At 69.2% G+C, this 17641-nt stretch carries 10 protein-coding genes and 1 pseudogene; 4 read left to right on the top strand and 7 right to left on the bottom strand.

The annotated features are described in order from the left end of the window. Positions 1-495: 495 nt before the first annotated feature. Positions 496-1527: a cupin-like domain-containing protein gene (locus KZ813_RS11625; protein WP_219755361.1), complete on the top strand. Its 1032-nt coding sequence runs from the start codon at positions 496-498 to the stop codon at positions 1525-1527. A gap of 18 nt (positions 1528-1545) precedes the next feature. Here the strand turns inward: KZ813_RS11625 and KZ813_RS11630 are convergent, their stop codons facing one another. Genes KZ813_RS11630 through KZ813_RS11650 form a run of 5 tightly spaced genes read right to left on the bottom strand, consistent with a single transcriptional unit; the run spans position 1546 to position 8678 of the window. Next, the gene (locus KZ813_RS11630) at positions 1546-2553 is read right to left on the bottom strand and encodes a cupin-like domain-containing protein (protein ID WP_308461870.1); all 1008 of its coding nucleotides are present in this window, start codon (positions 2551-2553) and stop codon (positions 1546-1548) included. After that, the gene (locus KZ813_RS11635; RefSeq protein WP_219755162.1) at positions 2550-4076 is read right to left on the bottom strand and encodes a tryptophan halogenase family protein; all 1527 of its coding nucleotides are present in this window, start codon (positions 4074-4076) and stop codon (positions 2550-2552) included. Before KZ813_RS11635 ends, KZ813_RS11630 begins: the two co-directional genes overlap by 4 nt. After that, entirely contained in the window at positions 4073-5674 is a 1602-nt protein-coding gene (locus KZ813_RS11640) for a tryptophan halogenase family protein (protein WP_219755163.1), read from the bottom strand. The genes KZ813_RS11635 and KZ813_RS11640 overlap by 4 nt, the downstream gene beginning before the upstream one ends. Beyond that, positions 5671-7152 (bottom strand): tryptophan 7-halogenase, encoded by a 1482-nt coding sequence (locus KZ813_RS11645; protein ID WP_258046719.1) that lies wholly within the window; start codon positions 7150-7152, stop codon positions 5671-5673. Before KZ813_RS11645 ends, KZ813_RS11640 begins: the two co-directional genes overlap by 4 nt. Before the next feature lie 2 nt (positions 7153-7154). Continuing rightward, positions 7155-8678 (bottom strand): tryptophan halogenase family protein, encoded by a 1524-nt coding sequence (locus KZ813_RS11650; protein ID WP_219755165.1) that lies wholly within the window; start codon positions 8676-8678, stop codon positions 7155-7157. Positions 8679-8987: 309 nt separating this feature from the next. On the opposite strand from KZ813_RS11650, the gene KZ813_RS11655 reads away from it, so the two are divergent. Then, positions 8988-12440: a TonB-dependent receptor gene (locus KZ813_RS11655; RefSeq protein WP_219755363.1), complete on the top strand. Its 3453-nt coding sequence runs from the start codon at positions 8988-8990 to the stop codon at positions 12438-12440. A gap of 45 nt (positions 12441-12485) precedes the next feature. Here KZ813_RS11655 and KZ813_RS11660 read toward each other — a convergent pair whose 3' ends face one another. Beyond that, the gene (locus tag KZ813_RS11660; protein WP_219755166.1) at positions 12486-13631 is read right to left on the bottom strand and encodes an endo-1,4-beta-xylanase; all 1146 of its coding nucleotides are present in this window, start codon (positions 13629-13631) and stop codon (positions 12486-12488) included. A gap of 14 nt (positions 13632-13645) precedes the next feature. Further along, complete coding sequence (locus KZ813_RS11665) at positions 13646-15478, bottom strand: glycoside hydrolase family 9 protein (RefSeq protein WP_219755167.1); 1833 nt, start codon at positions 15476-15478, stop codon at positions 13646-13648. A gap of 197 nt (positions 15479-15675) precedes the next feature. Here KZ813_RS11665 and KZ813_RS11670 point away from each other — a divergent pair. Both KZ813_RS11670 and KZ813_RS11675 read left to right on the top strand, forming a co-directional pair. Next, positions 15676-16389, top strand: a pseudogene (locus tag KZ813_RS11670) (IS6 family transposase). 176 nt (positions 16390-16565) lie between these two features. Then, complete coding sequence (locus KZ813_RS11675) at positions 16566-17549, top strand: glycerophosphodiester phosphodiesterase family protein (protein ID WP_219755168.1); 984 nt, start codon at positions 16566-16568, stop codon at positions 17547-17549. Positions 17550-17641 lie beyond the last annotated feature (92 nt).

Raw genomic sequence — 17641 nt, forward strand, 5'->3', positions numbered from 1 at the left:
ACCGACTTGGCCAGATCGATGCCGACTGTGCTAACCTCACCCACGGACGCCTCCTACAGTGGTGTTTCAACACCTCCACTCTGGCACATCGATGCCGTCAGGGGGCGTCCACCCCAACGAAGTTGGGAGCACGCCAGGTGGCCCTGAGTGACCGCTTCTGGGTCAACCTGACATTTGGCTCATGACCGTCTGCGTAGCGACACAGTTTCGGCCACCCAAAATAACGCGCGTTGGATGCGGGTAGGCGATCGGCCCGGCGAAGTCCGGTATGCTCGCGGACTTGGTCGTGGTCGCGAGGGGATCCCACCAGCGACCTTGCAGCGCTCCGCCGAGTTCGGGCGGCATTGAAGTAGGGCGCGGACGTGACGCTATATAGAAGAGCCTCCAAGACGGCAACGTACTCGCGTTCCCAACCTTGCGGCGAGTAGCTGATCCGAAAACAGGTGTGCGCCAAATCGAGTCGTCTTCCGCGTGTTCCGGCGGTAGTGCGTGAACATGGCCAGCGTCGCCGCTCCGATCACCTTCGTCACCGAATCGCCAGCGGTCGACGCCGCCACCTTCGCGCGAGAGGTCGTCGGCGGCTATGCCCCGATCGTGCTGCGTGGACAGGTGAGCCACTGGGCGGCGGTGCGCGCCGGCGCGCGAGGGGATCGCGCGATGGCCCGCTATCTCGCGCGCTTCGGCGGCGGGAGGCCGCTGGACGTGATGATCGGCGCGCCCGCGATCCAGGGGCGCTTCTTCTACGACGAGGCGCTGACCGGCTTCAATTTTACCCGCCAGACCGTGACGCTCGGGCAGCTGCTCGGCGAGCTGGTCCGCTTCGCGGAGGAGGCGACCGCGGCGCCGCACGCGCTCTACGCCAACGCGGCCACTGCCCCCGATCATCTGCCCGGCTGGCAGGAGGAGAACGCGCTCGGCCTGCCCACCGGCGACGCGCCCGCGCGGCTGTGGATCGGCAACGCCACCCAGGTCGCGACCCACTACGATCAGTCGAATAACATCGCCTGCGTCGTCCACGGGCGGCGACGGTTCACGCTCTTCCCGCCAGACCAGATCGCGAACCTGTACGTCGGCCCACTCGACCACACGATGGCCGGGCCGCCGTCGAGCATGGTCGACCCCGACTCGCCCGACCTCGCGCGCTACCCGCGTTTCGCCGAGGCGAGACGTCACGCCCAGGTCGCCGAGCTCGGGCCGGGGGACGCGCTCTTCGTGCCGGCGATCTGGTGGCATCACGTGCGCGCGCTCGATCCGCTGAACGTCCTTGTCAATTATTGGTGGGAGCAGGAGGCGACGGCCTCGCCCTTCGGCGCGCTGGTCCACGCGCTGATGAGCGTGCGCGACCTGCCGCCCGAGCAGAAAGCGGCGTGGCGAAGCTGGTTCGACCATTATGTCTTCCGCGCCGACGCCGGGGAGGCCGCGACGCACCTTCCCGAGGCGGCGCGCGGCATCCTCGGCGCGGGCAGCCCGGCGCGGACCGAGCGGATGCGTGGCTTCCTGATCCGGCTGCTCGGCGGCCGCCCGTGAGCCGCCGCCTGTCGGCGGTCACCCGCGTGCCAGGCTGTCCAGCAGCGTGGCGCGGATTCGCCCGGCGATGCCGGGTTCGAGCGGGCCGAGCACGCCCTTGACGTCGTCGGGCAGGTGCGCCGCCGGTTCGCCGTCGGGCCGGAAGACGAGATGGTCGAACACCGCGCGATAGGCCGCGCGCTGGTCGGCCGGCAGCGCGGCGATCGCGACCAGCGCGTGGAGCAACACGTCATAGGGGTTGCCCAGCCCGGCCAATGCCGGGTTCCACCAGTAATTGACGAAGGCGTTGACCGGCTCGAGCGATTCCACCGCGTGCCACCAGTGGAACGGGATGTAGATGCCGTCGCCCGGCGTCAGCGTGGCGCTCTGCGCCGTCCGCAAGGCTTCCGCGAAGCGCGGGAAGCGGTCGAGGTCTGGCGCGTCGGGGTCGACCAGGCTCACCGGCGTGCCCGCGGGGGTCAGCTCGAGCGGCCCCATGTACAGGTTGGCGACCTGGTCGGGCGGGAAGAGCGTGAAGCGTCGCCGCCCCAGCACCACCACGCCGACATTCTCCATCAGGTCGTAGTGCGTGGCGACGCGGATCGCGTTGCCGAGCCACATGCGCGGGACCACGCCGTGGGGGACGAGCGCGCAGGCGTTCGCCTCGGCGAAGCCGGGGAGAAGCTCGGGCAGCGGCACCGACTGGATCGCCATCGCATAGGGCTCGGCGCGGGCGCGGTCGCGCAGCAGGCGATCGAGGAACGGGTCGAGCGGGGTCTGCCCCCGCACGAAGTTGAGCCCCTTGAGGTCGGGCGTGTAGAAGAAGCGGCCCGTGATCGACGGTTCGCCCAGGATCGCCGGCACCGGCGCGGGGCGGCTGAAGCGCTTGAGATAGCTCACCCCGGCCTCGGCCGAGGTCTTCCCCGCGATCACCGCCGGCCAGTCGCGCGCGATGCCGCGCAGCACCACCGGACGCGCGGCGGGGCGCACCTCCTCCTCGAAGCGGCGGCGGTCGACGCCGGTCAGCTCGGGCAGCGGCGCGGTCACGCCGCCATCCCGACCAGCGCGCAGCCGAGGCCGCGCAGGTGATCGTCCTGCCGCGGCAGCAGCGCCGCGGTCTCCGCCACGACGCGGCGGATATGATCCAGCCGGGCCAGCGTCTCGGCGTCGCTCAGCAGGTCCGCCGCGGGATGGTAGCCGCCCGCGGCGACCCCTTGGCCGACCATCACCGAGAGCCAGCTCGTCTCGGTGAACAGCTCGTCGCCCTCGCGGAAGACGCGCCCGTTGGCGGCGAAGATCGCGAGCTTGTCGGCCAGCCCGGGCGGCGGCTCGAGCGTGCGGCAAGTGTCCCAGAAGGCCGTGTCGCGCCGCTCGGTCGCCTTATAGTGGAGCACGAGGAAGTCGCGGATGTCACGATAGTCGGCGACGTGCGCGGCGTTGAAGCGATCGATCTCGCGCTGGTCGAAGCGGCGTGTCGGCCAGTAGGTCAGCAGCCGCGCGATGGCGGACTGGACGAGGTGGATGCTAGTCGACTCGAGCGGCTCGAGGAAACCGCCTGCCAGGCCGAGCGCGACCGTGTTGCCGACCCAGGCGCGGCGGCGGTGCCCCGCGGTGAAGCGCAGTGGGCGCGGGTCGCCCAGCGGCGCCCCGTCGAGGTTGGCGAGCAAGGTCGCCGCCGCCTCGTCGTCGGAGAGGTGCTCTGAGGCGTAGACATAGCCGTTGCCGATGCGGTGCTGGAGCGGGATGCGCCACTGCCAGCCCGCGGCGCGCGCGGTGGAGCGGGTCAGCGGCTGGCGGTCGCCGCCGTTGGCGCAGGGGACCGCGACCGCGCGGTCGCACGGCAGCCAGTGGCGCCAATCCTCGAAGCCGGCGCCGAGCGTCTCCTCGATCAGCAGCCCGCGGAAGCCCGAACAGTCGAGGAACAGGTCGCCCTCTACGCGCGCGCCCGACTCGAGCACCACCGCGGCGACATGGCCGCTCTCGCCGTCGCGCTCGACCGCGACGATCCGCCCCTCGGTGCGCCGCGCGCCGTTCGCCTCCGCCAGCCGGCGGAGGAAGCGCGCGTACAGGCCGGCGTCGAACTGGAAGGCATAGCCCAGCTTGGACAAAGGCGAGCCGGGCTGGTCGGGGCGCGGGTGCGCGAAGCGACCCTGCAACCCCGCCACCACAGCGAGCGAATAGGCGTCGAGCGGGGTATCATCGCCCAGCTCGCGGCCCTTGAGCCAGTGATGGTGGAACTCGATCCCCTTCATGTCGAGCCCATAGAAGCCGAAGGGGTGGACGTAGCGATGGCCCGGCCGCAGCCAGTCGACGAACTCGATGCCGAGCTTGTAGGTGGCGCGCGTCTCGCGCAGGAACTCGGCCTCGTCGATGCCGAGCATCTTGTTGAACAGCACGATCTGCGGGATCGTCGCCTCGCCGACGCCGACGGTGCCGATCGCCTCGGACTCGACCAGCTCGATCGACAGGCCGGGGATCTCGCCGAGCACGCGCGCGATCGCGGCGGCCGCCATCCATCCCGCGGTGCCGCCGCCGACGATCACGACGCGGCGGATCGAGTCCGCCCTCACAGCGGGTCGGCCGAGAAGTTGAACGGCGTCTCGGCGGCGAAGGAGAAGGTCGGTCCCGGCTCGGGCGCAGGGGGCGGGGCCGGAGCGGCCGCCGCGGCGCCGGCGCCGATGTGGCGGAGGAAGTCGCCGTGGCGCGGCAGCTTGTCCGCCACGGCGAGATAGTCGCGCCGCATCTGCTCGATCGCCTCCGCGACGCGGTCCGCGTCGAGCGCGTCGACCGCGGGCTCGTGCTCGTCGGGTACGACATGCTGGCCGAGGCAGACCGCGACCCAGCTGGTGGTGGCGAACAGCTCGCGGCCCTCGCGGAAGACGCGGCCCTTGGCGCGGAACAGGTCGATCTTGCGCTGGAGGCTGGCGGGCACGTCCATCGTCCGGCAGCGTTCCCAGAAGGGCGTGTCGCCGCGCCGCGTCGCCTTGTAGTGCAGGATCACGAAGTCGCGCACGTCCTCGTACAGCTCGTGCATCTGGGCGTTATACTCGTCGCGCTCGACCGCGGCGAAGCGGCGGTCGGGGAACAGCGCGATCAGCTTGGCGATGCCCGACTGGACGAGATGGATCGAGGTCGACTCGAGCGGCTCGACGAAGCCCGAGGCGAGCCCCAGCGCGACCACGTTGCCGTTCCACGCCAGCGCGCGCCGCCCGGTGGTGAAGGAGAGGTGGCGCGGCTGGGCGAGCGGCGCTCCTTCCAGATGGTGGAGCAGCTCGCGCTCGGCCGACTCGCGCGTCTGATACTCGCTGCAATAAACCAGGCCGTTGCCCATCCGCTCCCGCAGCGGGATGCGCCACTGCCAGCCGGCGCCGCGCGCGGTGGCGCGGGTGTAAGGGTCGGGCTCGCCGGCGAGCGCGCTCGGCACGGCGACAGCGCGGTCGCACGGCAGCCAGCGGCGCCAGTCCTCGTAGCCGGTGGCGAGCGTCTCCTCGATCAGCAGCCCGCGGAAACCCGAGCAGTCGACGAACAGCTCGCCCGCGATGACCTGACCGTCCTCCAGCCGCAACGCGGTGACATAGCCGTCCTCGGCGCGCTGCGCGACCGCGGCCACCTTGCCCTCGACGCGGCGCACGCCGTTGCGCTCGGCGTAGCCGCGCAGGAAGTCGGCGTAGCGCGCGGCGTCGAAGTGATAGGCGTAGAGCAGCTCCTTCACCGCCGACTGCGCGTTGGGCGAGGGCGGGGCGAACTTGCCCGCCTGCGCCGCCACCGCGCTCATCGACCAGGCCGAGATGTCCTGCAACACACGGCGCTGGCGCTCGCGCAGGTAGAGCTGGTGGAAGTGGACGCCGCCGAGATCGTGGCCGTGCGCGCCGAACGGGTGGAAGTAGCGCTCGCCCAGCCCGCCCCAGTCGACGAACTCGATGCCCAGCTTGAAGGTGCCACCGGTGGCGCGGATGAAGTCCTGCTCGTCGATGCCGAGCATGCGGTTGAAGGTGAGCAGCGGCGGGATCGTCGCCTCGCCGACGCCGACGGTGCCGATCTCCTCCGACTCGACCAGCGTGATCCGGGTCACGCCGTTGTTGAGGAAGCGCGACAGCGCCGCGGCGGCCATCCAGCCGGCGGTGCCGCCGCCCAGGATGACGACGTGGCGGATGGTATGGTCGTTCATCGGGCGAGCCGTCCCCGTGCGGTGGCGAGATAATCGTCGGCGGTGGGGCAGCGCGCCACCGCCTGCGCGATCGCGGCGCGATACGCCGCCATGGCGCGGTCGCTGTCCGCCGCGGCGGTGACGTCGATCAGCGGGTCGACGCGTCGCGGCACGATGCCCTGGCCGAGCAGCAGCGCGAGCCAGTCGTCGCGCGCGAACGTCTCCTCCTCGAAGAAGGGGAGGCGACCGCGCTCGGCGAACAGCCGCAGCGTGCGGTCGAGGCTCTCGGGCAGCGCCGCGGGCGGCTGCCAGAAGCCGCCGGGCCGCCGCGCGGTGGCGTAATGGCACAGCACGAAGTCGCGCACGCGCGCCACCTCGGCGCTCGCCTGGCGGTTATAGTCGGCGAGCTCGAGCGGGTGGCAGGCGCGGCCGGGCAGCATCGCGACGATCCGGTCGATCGCGCTCTGCGCGAGGTGGAGGTTGGTGAAGTCTAGCGGCTCGATCACCGTCGCGGCGTCGCCGACCGCGACGCAGTTGCGCGCCCAGGGCGTGGGCCGCGCGCCCTGGCGGAACGAGATCGGCGCGGCGATCGCGCTGGCGCCCGCCACGGCGAGGGACCCGCCGGCCGACGCGTCGTCCAGCGCGGCGGCGGCGTAGCAATAGCCGTGCAGCGTCCGCCCCGGCGCCGCGCTGCGCCAGCGCCACCCACCGTCGGCGGCGGTGACCCGATCGAGCGGCGAGAGCGGCTCGGGCGCGCCCTCGCCGGTGACGAGCCGGTCGCAGCGCAGCCACGCCGACCAGTCCTCGCGCTCCTGGTCAATCGCGCCGCGAACGATGGCGCCCGGCCCGCTGGCGTCGACGTAGAGGTCGGCCTCGAGCATCGTGCCGTCGTCGAGCACGAGCCGCTCGACGAAGCCGTCGTCGCCGCGCAGCCGCACCGCGGCGATCGTCCCCTCGCGCACATGGACGCCGAGGTGGCGCGCGAACGCGGCGAGCATGGCGCGATAGCGCTCCACGTCGAGTACCAGCCCGGGCTGGACGTCACCGAGCAGCGGGTCGGCCGCCTCCGTCGCCACCCGGCCCGCGCGCGCCAGCGCCGCCGCGGGAGCGTGCGAGTCGAACGGCGCGGCGGCGCCCGCGTGCGCGGCGCGGACCCAGTGATGGTGGAAGGAAGCGGTGCCGAACGGCCGGCCATAGCTACCGTAGGCGTGGACATAGGGCGGCAGGCCCTCGACCCAGCCCTCGAACAGAGTACCCAGCCGCCAAGCCCCGCCGGCCCGCACCACCGCATCCTCCTCGCGCAGGCCGAGATCGTCGTGGAAGCCGATCGTCGAGGGCAAGGTCTGCGGCAGGCGATCGGCGAGCGCGTCGGGGCTGGGCGGGGTGGCGAGGATCGTCACCGCCAGCCCCGGCACGCGGCGCCGCAGCGCCACCGCGGCGGACCAGCCGACGATGCCGCCGCCCACCACCGCGACGCTGCGGATCGGGTCGTCCAGCATCGTCACGCCGCCGCCGGCATCGGGCAATAGCCCGCGAGAAAGTCGCGATGGTCCGGCATGCCGCCGACCGCCGCCGCGATCTCGCCGCGCAGCCGCTCCATCCCCGCGGCGAGACTGTCGAGCGTCGGCCCCTCCGCTCGCGGGTCATGACCGTCGGGCAGGACGCGCTGGCCGAGATAGACCGACACCCAGCTGGCATCGAGGAAGGCACCCTCGCGATATTTCACGACCCGGCCGCGGCGGCGGAACAGCGCCATCTTCTCGGCCAGGCTGTCGGGGATCGGCATCGTGCGGACATAGTCCCAGAACGGCGAGTCGTCGCGCTGGGTCGCGTGATAGTGCAGGATGAGGAAATCGCGGACGCGGTCGTATTCCATGTTGACCAGACGGTTGAACTCGTCGCGATCCGCCGCGGCGATGCGGCGCTCCGGGAACAGCTCGACCAGCGCGGTGATCGCCTGCTGGACGAGATACAGGCTGGTCGACTCGAGCGGCTCGAGGAACCCTGAGGCGAGCCCCACCGCGACGACATTGTTGACCCAGCTGCGCGCGCGCCGCCCCGCCTTGAAGCGCAGCACGCGCGGCTCGACCAGCGGCATACCCTCGACGGCGCCGACCAACGCGTCCGCGGCGGCGCCCTCGTCGAGGAAATCGCTCGAGTAGACATAGCCGTTGCCGGTGCGGTGCTGGAGCGGGATGCGCCAGCGCCAGCCCGCGGGCATCGCGATCGCGCTGGTATAGGGCGTCACCGCGGTGGCGGTGCGGCACGGCAGCGCCACCGCGCGGTCAGCGGGGAGCCAGCGCGACCAGTCATCGAACGGCTCGCCCATCGCCTGGCCGATCAGCAGCGCGACAAAGCCCGAGCAGTCGACGAACAGGTCGCCCTCGACGCGGCGGCCGTCCTCCAGCACCACGGCGGTGACGTCACCGCTGAGCGGGTCGCGCGCGACGTCGACGATCCGCCCCTCGGTGCGCCGCGCGCCCAGGCCCTCCGCGAGCCGGCGCAGATAGGGCGCGAAGGCGACCGCGTCGAACTGATAGGCGTAGCCGAAGGTCGAGGCGATCTGGCGCGGGTCGGTCGCGGGCGCGCCGAAGCGATTCGCGCGCGCGAGCGAACAGGCCATCGAGAAAGCTTCGACCGGCGGCAACGCCGCACCCGCGTGCAGCAGACGCGCGTAATAATGGTGGAACTGCACCTCGCCTGTGCCGCGCCCGAAGGTACCGAACGGGTGGATGTAGCTGTCGCCGATCCGCGCCCAGTCGCGGAACTCGATCCCGAGTTTGAAGGTGGCGCGGGTTGCCGCCATGAACTCGGCCTCGGCGATGCCCAGCCGCTCGTTGAAGGCGCGGATGTGCGGCAGTGTCGCCTCGCCGACGCCGATGATCCCGATCGCCTCCGATTCGACCAGATCGACCGTGCAGCGCGCCGGCAGCAGCCTGGCGAGCGCGGCCGCGGTCATCCAGCCGGACGTTCCCCCGCCGACCACCACCACGCGCTGTCGCTCCGCTCGCTCCGCTCGCTCCATTCGCCTCCGGCGCCTGTCGCGCACGTCCGAACCGGCGCCGCGATCGACCCTGTCATAGCGCAACCGGCAGCCCTGGGAATGCCGGAAAGCCACACAGAATAAGGAAAAATGATAGCGCAAACATTTCAGTTGCAGCGTCGCCGCGGCGATCGTACCCGTAGATCGAAGATGCCACGCGATCGCCGCGGAGAGACATCATAGTATGATTATTCAGGAGGGGGTGTGATGATCATCAAGGACAAGCCTGCCCGCGGTGGCCATACCCGACTTCGTAACAGGTCCGTTCTGACCGGCGTCTCCGTGACCGCGATGTGCGTCGTCGCACTGGCCTCCCCGGCATTCGCGCAGACTGGCCCCGCGAGCGGCCAGAACACCGCCGGCGCGGCGACCTCGCCGAACACGCCAGGATCGGATCCGGCGGCGCAGAACAGCGGCGACACGCCCGCGACCGACGCGGCGGGTGCGGACGACATCGTCGTCACCGGCATCCGGCAGAGCCTCGCCAACGCGCAGAACATCAAGCGCAACTCCGACACCGTCGTCGACGCGATCACCGCGCAGGACATCGGCGCGCTGCCCGACCGCTCGGTGACCGAGGCACTGCAGCGCGTTCCCGGCGTCTCGATCAACCGCTTCGCCGGCAACAACGACCCCGACCATTTCTCGGTCGAGGGCTCGGGTGTGAACGTTCGCGGCCTCAATTTCGTCCGCTCCGAGTTCAACGGGCGCGACACCTTCTCGGCGGGCATCGGCGGGCAGGCGATCAACTTCGCCGACGTGCCCTCGGAGCTGCTCGGCTCGGTCGAGGTGTACAAGAACGCCACGGCCGACCTCGTCGAGGGCGGACTCGCCGGCACGGTCAACCTCAACACGCGCAAGCCGTTCGACAACAAGGGCTTCCACATCGGCGGCGGGGTCGAGGCGAACTATGGTGACTTCGCCAAGAAATGGTCGCCCACGGGCTCGCTGCTGGTCTCGAACACCTGGGATACGCCGATCGGTACGTTCGGCATCCTGGCGAACGCCTCCTACTCGCGGCTGAAGAGCCGCGCCGACGGCATCCAGGTCACCAACTTCCAGACTCGCGACGGGGTCCAGGCGGCGACCGGCACCGGCACCAACACCACGGTGACGTGCCGCAACCAGCTGCCCGGGACGACCGACGGCTTCACCCTGCTGCCCGGCACGGTCAACGGCGTCGGCGGCCAGTCCTTCCCCAATCCCGCCAACGTCTGCGGCGCGCAGGGCACGGCCGGCGCGGACGGCTACGCCGACCCGACCGCGCTGGCCTATGCGCCGATCGGCGGTCAGTTCCGCAGCCAGGACTATGACCGCAAGCGCGACGGCCAGGCGCTGGCGGTGCAGTGGCAGAGCACCGACGAGCGGACCACCTTCACGGCGCAGTTCCTGCGCACCCACTCGAGCAGCGCGTGGGGCGAGCACACGTTCGAGACCGCGCCCGACCTGTCCGAGTACAGCACCTATCCGGCGGGCTGCCAGCAGAACGGCAATGGCCCGCTCAACGGCGCGGGCAACAGCACCACGCGCGCCGAGTGCCAGCTGAACGGCGCGGGCCAGTTCCAGTTCGGCGAGAACCAGCGCGGCAACGGCTATAATCCCGGCGGTGGCCCCTATCCCAACTTCGTCTACGACGACAGCGGGCTGTTCCAGAGCGGCTTCATCACGCTGCCCGGCAACGGCTGGCGCACCGCGTCGAGCGGCTCGGCAACCACCACCGTGCCCTCGGGCGGGATGCAGCAGTCGCTGTCACGGCGCCAGGTGTACGACGAGAACCTCGTCAAGGACGCGGGCTTCAACCTGAAGATCAACCCCGACGACCGCTGGTCGATCAACCTCGACGTCGACTATACCTATGCCAAGCACGACGTCACCGACCTGAGCGTGTTCGGTTCGACCTTCGCCGACGAGGAACTCGATCTCACCGGCAAGATCCCCGTCGTGGTCCCGCACAAGCCGCTGACCCTGGCGGCCAACTGGGCCAGCCCCAACCCCGCGATGGCGGCGGCGAGCGACTCGGACTATTTCCAGAGCCGCGACTTCCAGTTCTGGCGCGCGGCGATGGACCATATCGAGCACAGCGTCGGCTCGGAATATCAGGTGAAGGGCGACTTCGCCTATAAGTTCGACGACGGCGACTTCCTGCAGCGCGTCAAGTTCGGCGCGCGCTACGCCGAGCGCACGCAGGACGTGCGCTACACCGCCTACAATTGGGGTGCCATCAGCGAGGTATGGTCGGGCGCGCCGGTCACTTTCAACCAGGGCGACACCAGCCGCTCGTCGCTCTACTCCTTCGACAATTTCTTCCGCGGCCAGACCGCCGCGCCGCCGAGCGCCTATTTCTACAACGGCGACCTGATCGGCGATTACAACGGCGCGACCAGCTTCTTCCAGTCGCAGAACGATATCTGGCGCAACACCAACGGTGCCACCGCGACCAACCGCTTCCTCGCGGCGGGTCAGCGCGTCGGCGCGATCCCGGGGACTGACTTCCTCCCGTCCGAGGTCTCGAACGTCAACCAGCAGGACACCGCGGCCTATGCCATGGTGCAGTTCGGCGACAACGAGCCCCTGTTCGGCGGCATCCGCCTCTCGGGCAACGTCGGGGTGCGCTACGTCCGCACCACCGTCCGGTCGCGCACTGAGACCGCGGTGCCCAACCAGACCGAGCTCGGCGTGAGCGATCCCTTCTCGACCCGCTGCGTCGCGACCACCCGTCAGCTGCCCGACGGGACGACACAGGTCACGCAGCCCGGCGGCGTGTGTAACCTCGGCGAGACCGAATATGAGCGGCTGCGCACCTTCGCGACGCCGGGCTACGCCTCGCAGCCGGCGAACTTCACCAACAGCTACAATTACTTCCTGCCAAGCGCGAACCTGAAGTTCGGCGTCACCAACGATCTGATCGTCCGCCTCGCCGGGTCGAAGGTGCTGACGCGTCCCGACTTCGCCAACATCCGGCCGTACGTGACCTACACGCTCGAGCCCGGTTCGGGCACGGTGACGATCAACGCGGGCAACCCGTACCTCAAGCCCGCCACCGCCTGGCAATTCGACGCGACGATCGAGTGGTATTTTGGCCGCGTGGGTCAGATCTCGCTCGACGCTTTCTACAAGACCGTCGACGGCTTCTTCTACCAGTCTCTGGTCAATCGCTCGATCACCAACAATGGCATCACGCAGAATATCCAGGCGCGCGGCCCCGCTAATTATGACGGCAAGGGCAAGATCAAGGGCTTCGAGGTCGCGTACCAGCAGACCTTCGACTTCCTGCCGGGCGTCTTGGGCGGCTTCGGCTTCAACGGCAACTACACCTATATCGACAGCTCGGGCCTGCCGAATTCCTTCCTCAACGGGGGCACGCCCTCGTCCAACTCGACGATCGCCAGGGGCAATCTGCCGCTGGAGGGACTGTCCAAGCACAATGTCAACGCCACGCTCTTCTACGAGAAAGGGCCCGTGTCGCTGCGCGCCGCGTACAACTGGCGCTCGCGCTTCCTGCTCACCGCGGCGGACGTGATCTTCCCCTATACGTCGATCTTCAACGACGCGACCGGGCAGCTCGACGCCTCGGCCTTCATCAACCTCAACAAATGGGTGAAGCTCGGTGTCCAGGGGGTCAATCTGACCAACACGACGACCAAGCTGCTCCAGGCGTATAAGGGCGGCTCGGACGATCTCGCGCCGCGCTCTTACTTCACCAACGACCGGCGCTACTCGATCATCCTCCGCGCCAATTACTAAGGAGTACGCCCGCCGGATCTCGCTCCGGCGGGCGCTCGCGCCGCGTCACGCGGGAGCGACCGTGCGCGCGGGTGCCTCCGCCAGCGCGCGCGCGACCGCGGCGTGCAGCGGCTTGGCGCGATAGTCGGCGTCATAGGGGCAGGGGCGGCGCGGCGCCTTGTCGGCGCGCGGCTCGAACGGGCCGATCCAGCTGAAGCGATCGCACAGGCCCCAGGCGAGAACGTCGCGCAGCCCCGGGTAGCTCAGCGTCACGTCGAGGTAGCGGCGCGCGTAATCGGCGACGCCGCGGTCGCGCGCGGCGATCTCCGCCGGCAGGCCGTTGTCGCGCACGTCGAACTCGGTGATGAGCAGGCGATAGCCCATCGCGGTGACGGCATCGAGGAAGTGTCGCCACTCGCCCTCGTAGGTGCGCGCGCTCGCCGCGGTGTCGCTGCCGGCGGTGACGATATGCGATTGCAGCCCTAGGGCGTCGACCGGCGTGCCGCGCTTGCGGAACCCCTCAAGCAGCCGCAGCACGCCGGCGCGGTGCGCCGCGTTGCCCGGCTCCCAACTCATGTAGTCGTTGTAGACCAGCTCGGCATGCGGCGCGCCCGCGCGCGCGGTGCGGAAGGCGAGGTCGAGCGTCGCCTCGGTGCCGCCAAGCGCCTGGCTGAGCGCGGTCTGCTCCAGCGCGCCGGTCTCGGGCGTCACCGCCTCGTTGACCACGTCGTAGCTGGTGATGCGCGTGCCGTAGCGGCGCGTCACGGTCTCTATATGCTCGCGCAGGATTCGCGCCGCCTCGGTCGCGGGGCGCGCGCCGAAATCATGCGCCTCGAGCCAGCGCGGCATCCACTTGCGCCGCTGCCACAGGAGGTTGTGGCCGCGCAGCGCCATGTGCTCGCGCGCCGCATAGTCGGCGATCCGGTCGAAGGCGGCGAAGTCGAAGCGGTCGGGGGCGGGGCGCAGGTGCTGCCACTTCATCTCATTCTCGGCGACCAGCACGCCGCAGTCCGCGCGCAGCAGCGCGGCGTAGCTCGGATTGTCCGGCGAGGCGCCCCGCGGCCGGCTCGACAGCGCCGCGCCGAACCGCAGCCCGCGTCGACGGGCGACGGCGTCGAGCCCGGGCGCGGCGCTCGCACCGAGGGCGGGCCCCGCCGCCAACGCGGCGGTGAGTGCGGCGAGTCCCTCGCGTCGTGTCGGCGACCAGCTCATGCGCGGCTCCTCCGTCAGCGGCGGCGCTGGGTGCGCGCGCCCGGTCCGTCGAGCGCTGAAGCGACCCAGAGCAGCGGCGCGTTCCAGTTGATCGCCACCTCATTGAGTGCATAGGCGCGAATGTCGTCGGCCCAGCAGCGCTGCGGCGCGCAGGTGCCCTGCATCGCCGCCGCGATCGGGTCGGCCATCGCGGTCGAGTTGGGCCCGCCGGAGACCACGCCGGGCGGCGGGCCGGGCAGCGCGGCGTCGAGCTGGTGCGCCCAGAAACGGTGGTGCGGATGGGTCAGCGGGCGCGCGCCGAAGCCCGAGACATAGCTCTGATCGAGCGGGTTGCGGCCGAGCACGTAGTCGATCGCGTCGACCATGCCGTCGCGGTAGCGCGCCGCCCCGGTGAGCCGCTGCGCCACCCCTAAGATCATCGCGCGGTTGAGGATGACCGCGTTCGATCCCCAGGGATAGTCGAGCGTGGCGTACGGAATGCGGTAGCCGCTCCGCGCCTCCTCGGCGAGGAAGCCATCGGCCGCGGCGATCAACGCCCGGCGTGCCGGTGCCGCGTCGCTCGCCGATACGGCCGCCGTGGTAGCGAGCGTGATCGTGCCGAGCGCGCCGACATGGCCCCAGTCGGGCGCTTGTACGGGCGCGGCGTGCCACGGTGAGCCACGCACCGCCGCGGCGAAGGTGGGCTCGCCGGTGGTGGCGTACAGCTCGGCCGCGGCCCAGTAGAACTCGTCGCTGACGTCGCCGTCGCCATAGCCGCCGCTGCCGGTGAAGCTGTTGGTGGCATAGACCTGCGGCTCGCGCTGCGCGGCGGCATAAGCGCGGCGCGCGGCGGCGAGGCAGGTCGCGCTGAAGCGCGGGTCGATCGTGCGCCAGACGCGCGCGCACTGCGCCGCGGTCGCCGCGAGGTTGAGCGTCGCGGCGGTGGTCGGCGGGTAGAGCAGCCGGTCCTCGCGGTCGTCGACGGGGCGGGTCGGCAGCGCGGTCCAGTGGCGGTCGGCGACCTTCTGGTGCGCCATGCCGCCCGCGTCGATCGTGCGGAAGACGGGCGCACCGGCACTGCCGGGGGCGCCGACCGGAACGGTCGCGCGCGCGCCGTCGGGTATCTGCATCGCGAGGAGGAAGCGCATCTCCCAGCGCGCCTCGTCGAGCAGATCGTCGGTGCCGTTGCCGCTCTCGGGGATGGTGCCGCGCCCGTCAGCGAAGGGGAAGCGGCCGGCGCGTGCCTCGCGCTCGTACAGGTTCTGCAGCGTCCACAGCGCGATGCCGCCGTTGACGACATATTTGCCGTGGTCACCCGCATCATACCAGCCGCCGGTGACGTCGAGGCGGTAGTCGCATCCCTGCCAGTGCGTGCCGCGCTCGTCGGTGCCGGAGAAGCAGGGCGCGATCTCCTTGGCGTGTCCGGCGGGACGGGCCCAGCGCGGGTCGCCGGCGTAGCGCGGCTCGATCGCGATGCCCGCGCGTGTGTGGTAGAAATAATGGAGCGCGGCCGCCGCGAGCGGTGCGTAGAGGCCGGCACGGACCGCGAACGGCCGGCTGGTCTGTCTGCCGACCCTAAGGCGATAGGTGCTGGGCGCGGCGAGTCGGCCGAGATCGACGAGATGGACGTGATCGCCCGACGCGGCGTCGTCGCCGATCACCTTTGTCTCGCCCGCGGCGACGGTCGCGCCGCGGGTGTCGCGCACGGTCCAGCGGAGCGGGGTGGTCGAGGGGTCGGCGACGATCGCGCGCTTGGCGGTGTCGGGCAGGAAGCCGAGCTGATTTAGGTGGATCGCAGCTGGCGGAGGCGCCGCATCGATCGAGGCGGTGGCGACTAACGCAATTAGGATGAGAGGGCGAAGGATCATGCACTCACTTTAGTTGCGCGCGCGGGAAAGGGGAACGGCGGCGGATCGAGCACCGGAGCGCTACTTGTAGATTGCGAGCTTCTTCTTCGTTTGACGGCACCATCGCTTGATTAGGACGGCAGGTCGAGATGGTATCGTCTTCAAGGGCTCTGTCAAATCTAATGCACCTGCGGCGCTCGCCGGGGCAGGGGAGAGGCATGCCCCGCCCGCGCAAGCCGGCCAGTCCGTTCCGCTACTTCAACTCGTCGCCCGACGTGATCAGGCTGGTGTTGATGTACGTGCGCTTCCCGCTGTCGCTGCGGAACGTGGAGGACCTACTGTTCGAGCGCGGGATCGACATCTGCCATGAGACGGTGAGGCTGTGGTGGAACAGGTTCGGTCCGCTGTTCGCGGGCGAGGTCCGGCGCCAGCGGGTGAGCCGCATGCGCGGCTTCCGTCATTGGCGCTGGCACCTGGACGAGATGTACGTGAAGCTCAATGGCGAGATGGTCTACCTATGGCGCGCGGTGGATCACGAGGGCGAGATCCTCGAGAGCTACGTCACCAAGACACGCGACAAGAAGGCCGCGCTCGCGTTCATGAAGACGGCGCTCAAGCGCCACGGCGCGCCCGAGGCGATCATCACCGACGGCTTGCGCTCCTACGGTGCGGCACTGAGCGAACTCGGCAGCCGCGAGAAGCAGGAGGTGGGGCGCTGGGCCAACAACCGGGTGGAGAACTCGCACCTACCGTTCAGGCGACGAGAACGAGCGATGCTGCGGTTCCGGTAGATGCGAACCTTACAGAAGTTCGCCTCGGTCCATGCCAACGTCCACTACCACTTCAACCACGAACGCCACGTTGTCGACCGCCAGACCTACAAGCAGCGCCGCTCCGCGGCGTTGGCTCAGTGGCAGGCGCTCGTCAGCTGAGTCAACGCCTACGGAGCCCGAAGTGCATCGTGTGGAAACGAGTTCGCGTTAGACTGACAGCACCACTCGAAGTAGTCACAAGGGTCGTCATCGACGTTGAAGATGGCCTTAGTCAAAATTGACGGAGCGATATCGGTAGCTATGCTACGGAACTGCACCATTGGGCGGAGGCGTGGATGCGCAAGCGGCGGGTCGCGGGAATTTTGGCAGGGGTCGGGCTGACCGGCTTCTATCTGTTCAACGCATCGTGGCTTGCCGCTTCACCAGAAGGGCGACCGAACATCCTCGCCCATCGAGGCGTGCATCAGACGTTCGATCGGACAAACCTGGGGGAGAATGACTGCACCGCCATTCGGATGCGTCCTCCGACCAATCCATTCATAGAGAGCACCATTGCATCGATGCGAGCCAGCTTCGATCTTGGCGCAGACCAGATTGAACTGGATGTTCATCCCACTACGGACGGCGAGTTCGCCGTGTTTCATGACTGGTCGGTTGAGTGCCGCACGAACGGCAAGGGCGTGACACGTGAGTTGAGCATGACTTACCTCCGCACGCTCGATCTTGGTTATGGCTATACGGCGGATGGAGGCAGAACCTACCCATTTCGCGGCAAATTTGTAGGGCAGATGAAAACGCTCAACGAGGTGCTGGCTACGTTTCCGAACAGGCGTTTCCTGATCAACATCAAAAGCAACGATCCGGACGAGGCTGACCAGCTTGTCGGATACCTCAAGGTGAGAGGAGTGGAGGCCAATGAGCACTTAAGCATCGTCGCTAGCGATCGGGTTTTGGATACAGTCCGAGCCATTGCTCCACATCTTAGGGTGCTCTCGGTCGATCGTGCGAAAGCATGTTCCTTAGGGTATATAGCTGTTGGCTGGAGCGGCTATGTTCCTAAAACCTGTCGCCATGGCACGATTGGCGTCCCTATCAATGTGCATTGGGCATTCTGGGGATGGCCGAACCGTTTCCTACAGCGAATGCGAGTCGCGGATGTCGAGGTAATTGTGGCGGGGCCGATCGGCAGCAAAAGCGGCGATCCTGGCATTACCAGTCCTGTCCAACTCAATGCTATTCCCGATCAATACGATGGCAGTATAATGACAGACGACATCGAAAAGATTGGCCCGGCGGCACTACGGCGCTGGCCGAGATAACCAGTTATGCCGATACCTGTGGCCACACAGGCCTTCTCATAAGCCCCACAGATTGAGTTTCGGGAACGCATTCGGCTTCCCGATATTCGATC

This window comes from Sphingomonas folli (assembly GCF_019429525.1).
GTDB lineage: Bacteria > Pseudomonadota > Alphaproteobacteria > Sphingomonadales > Sphingomonadaceae > Sphingomonas > Sphingomonas folii.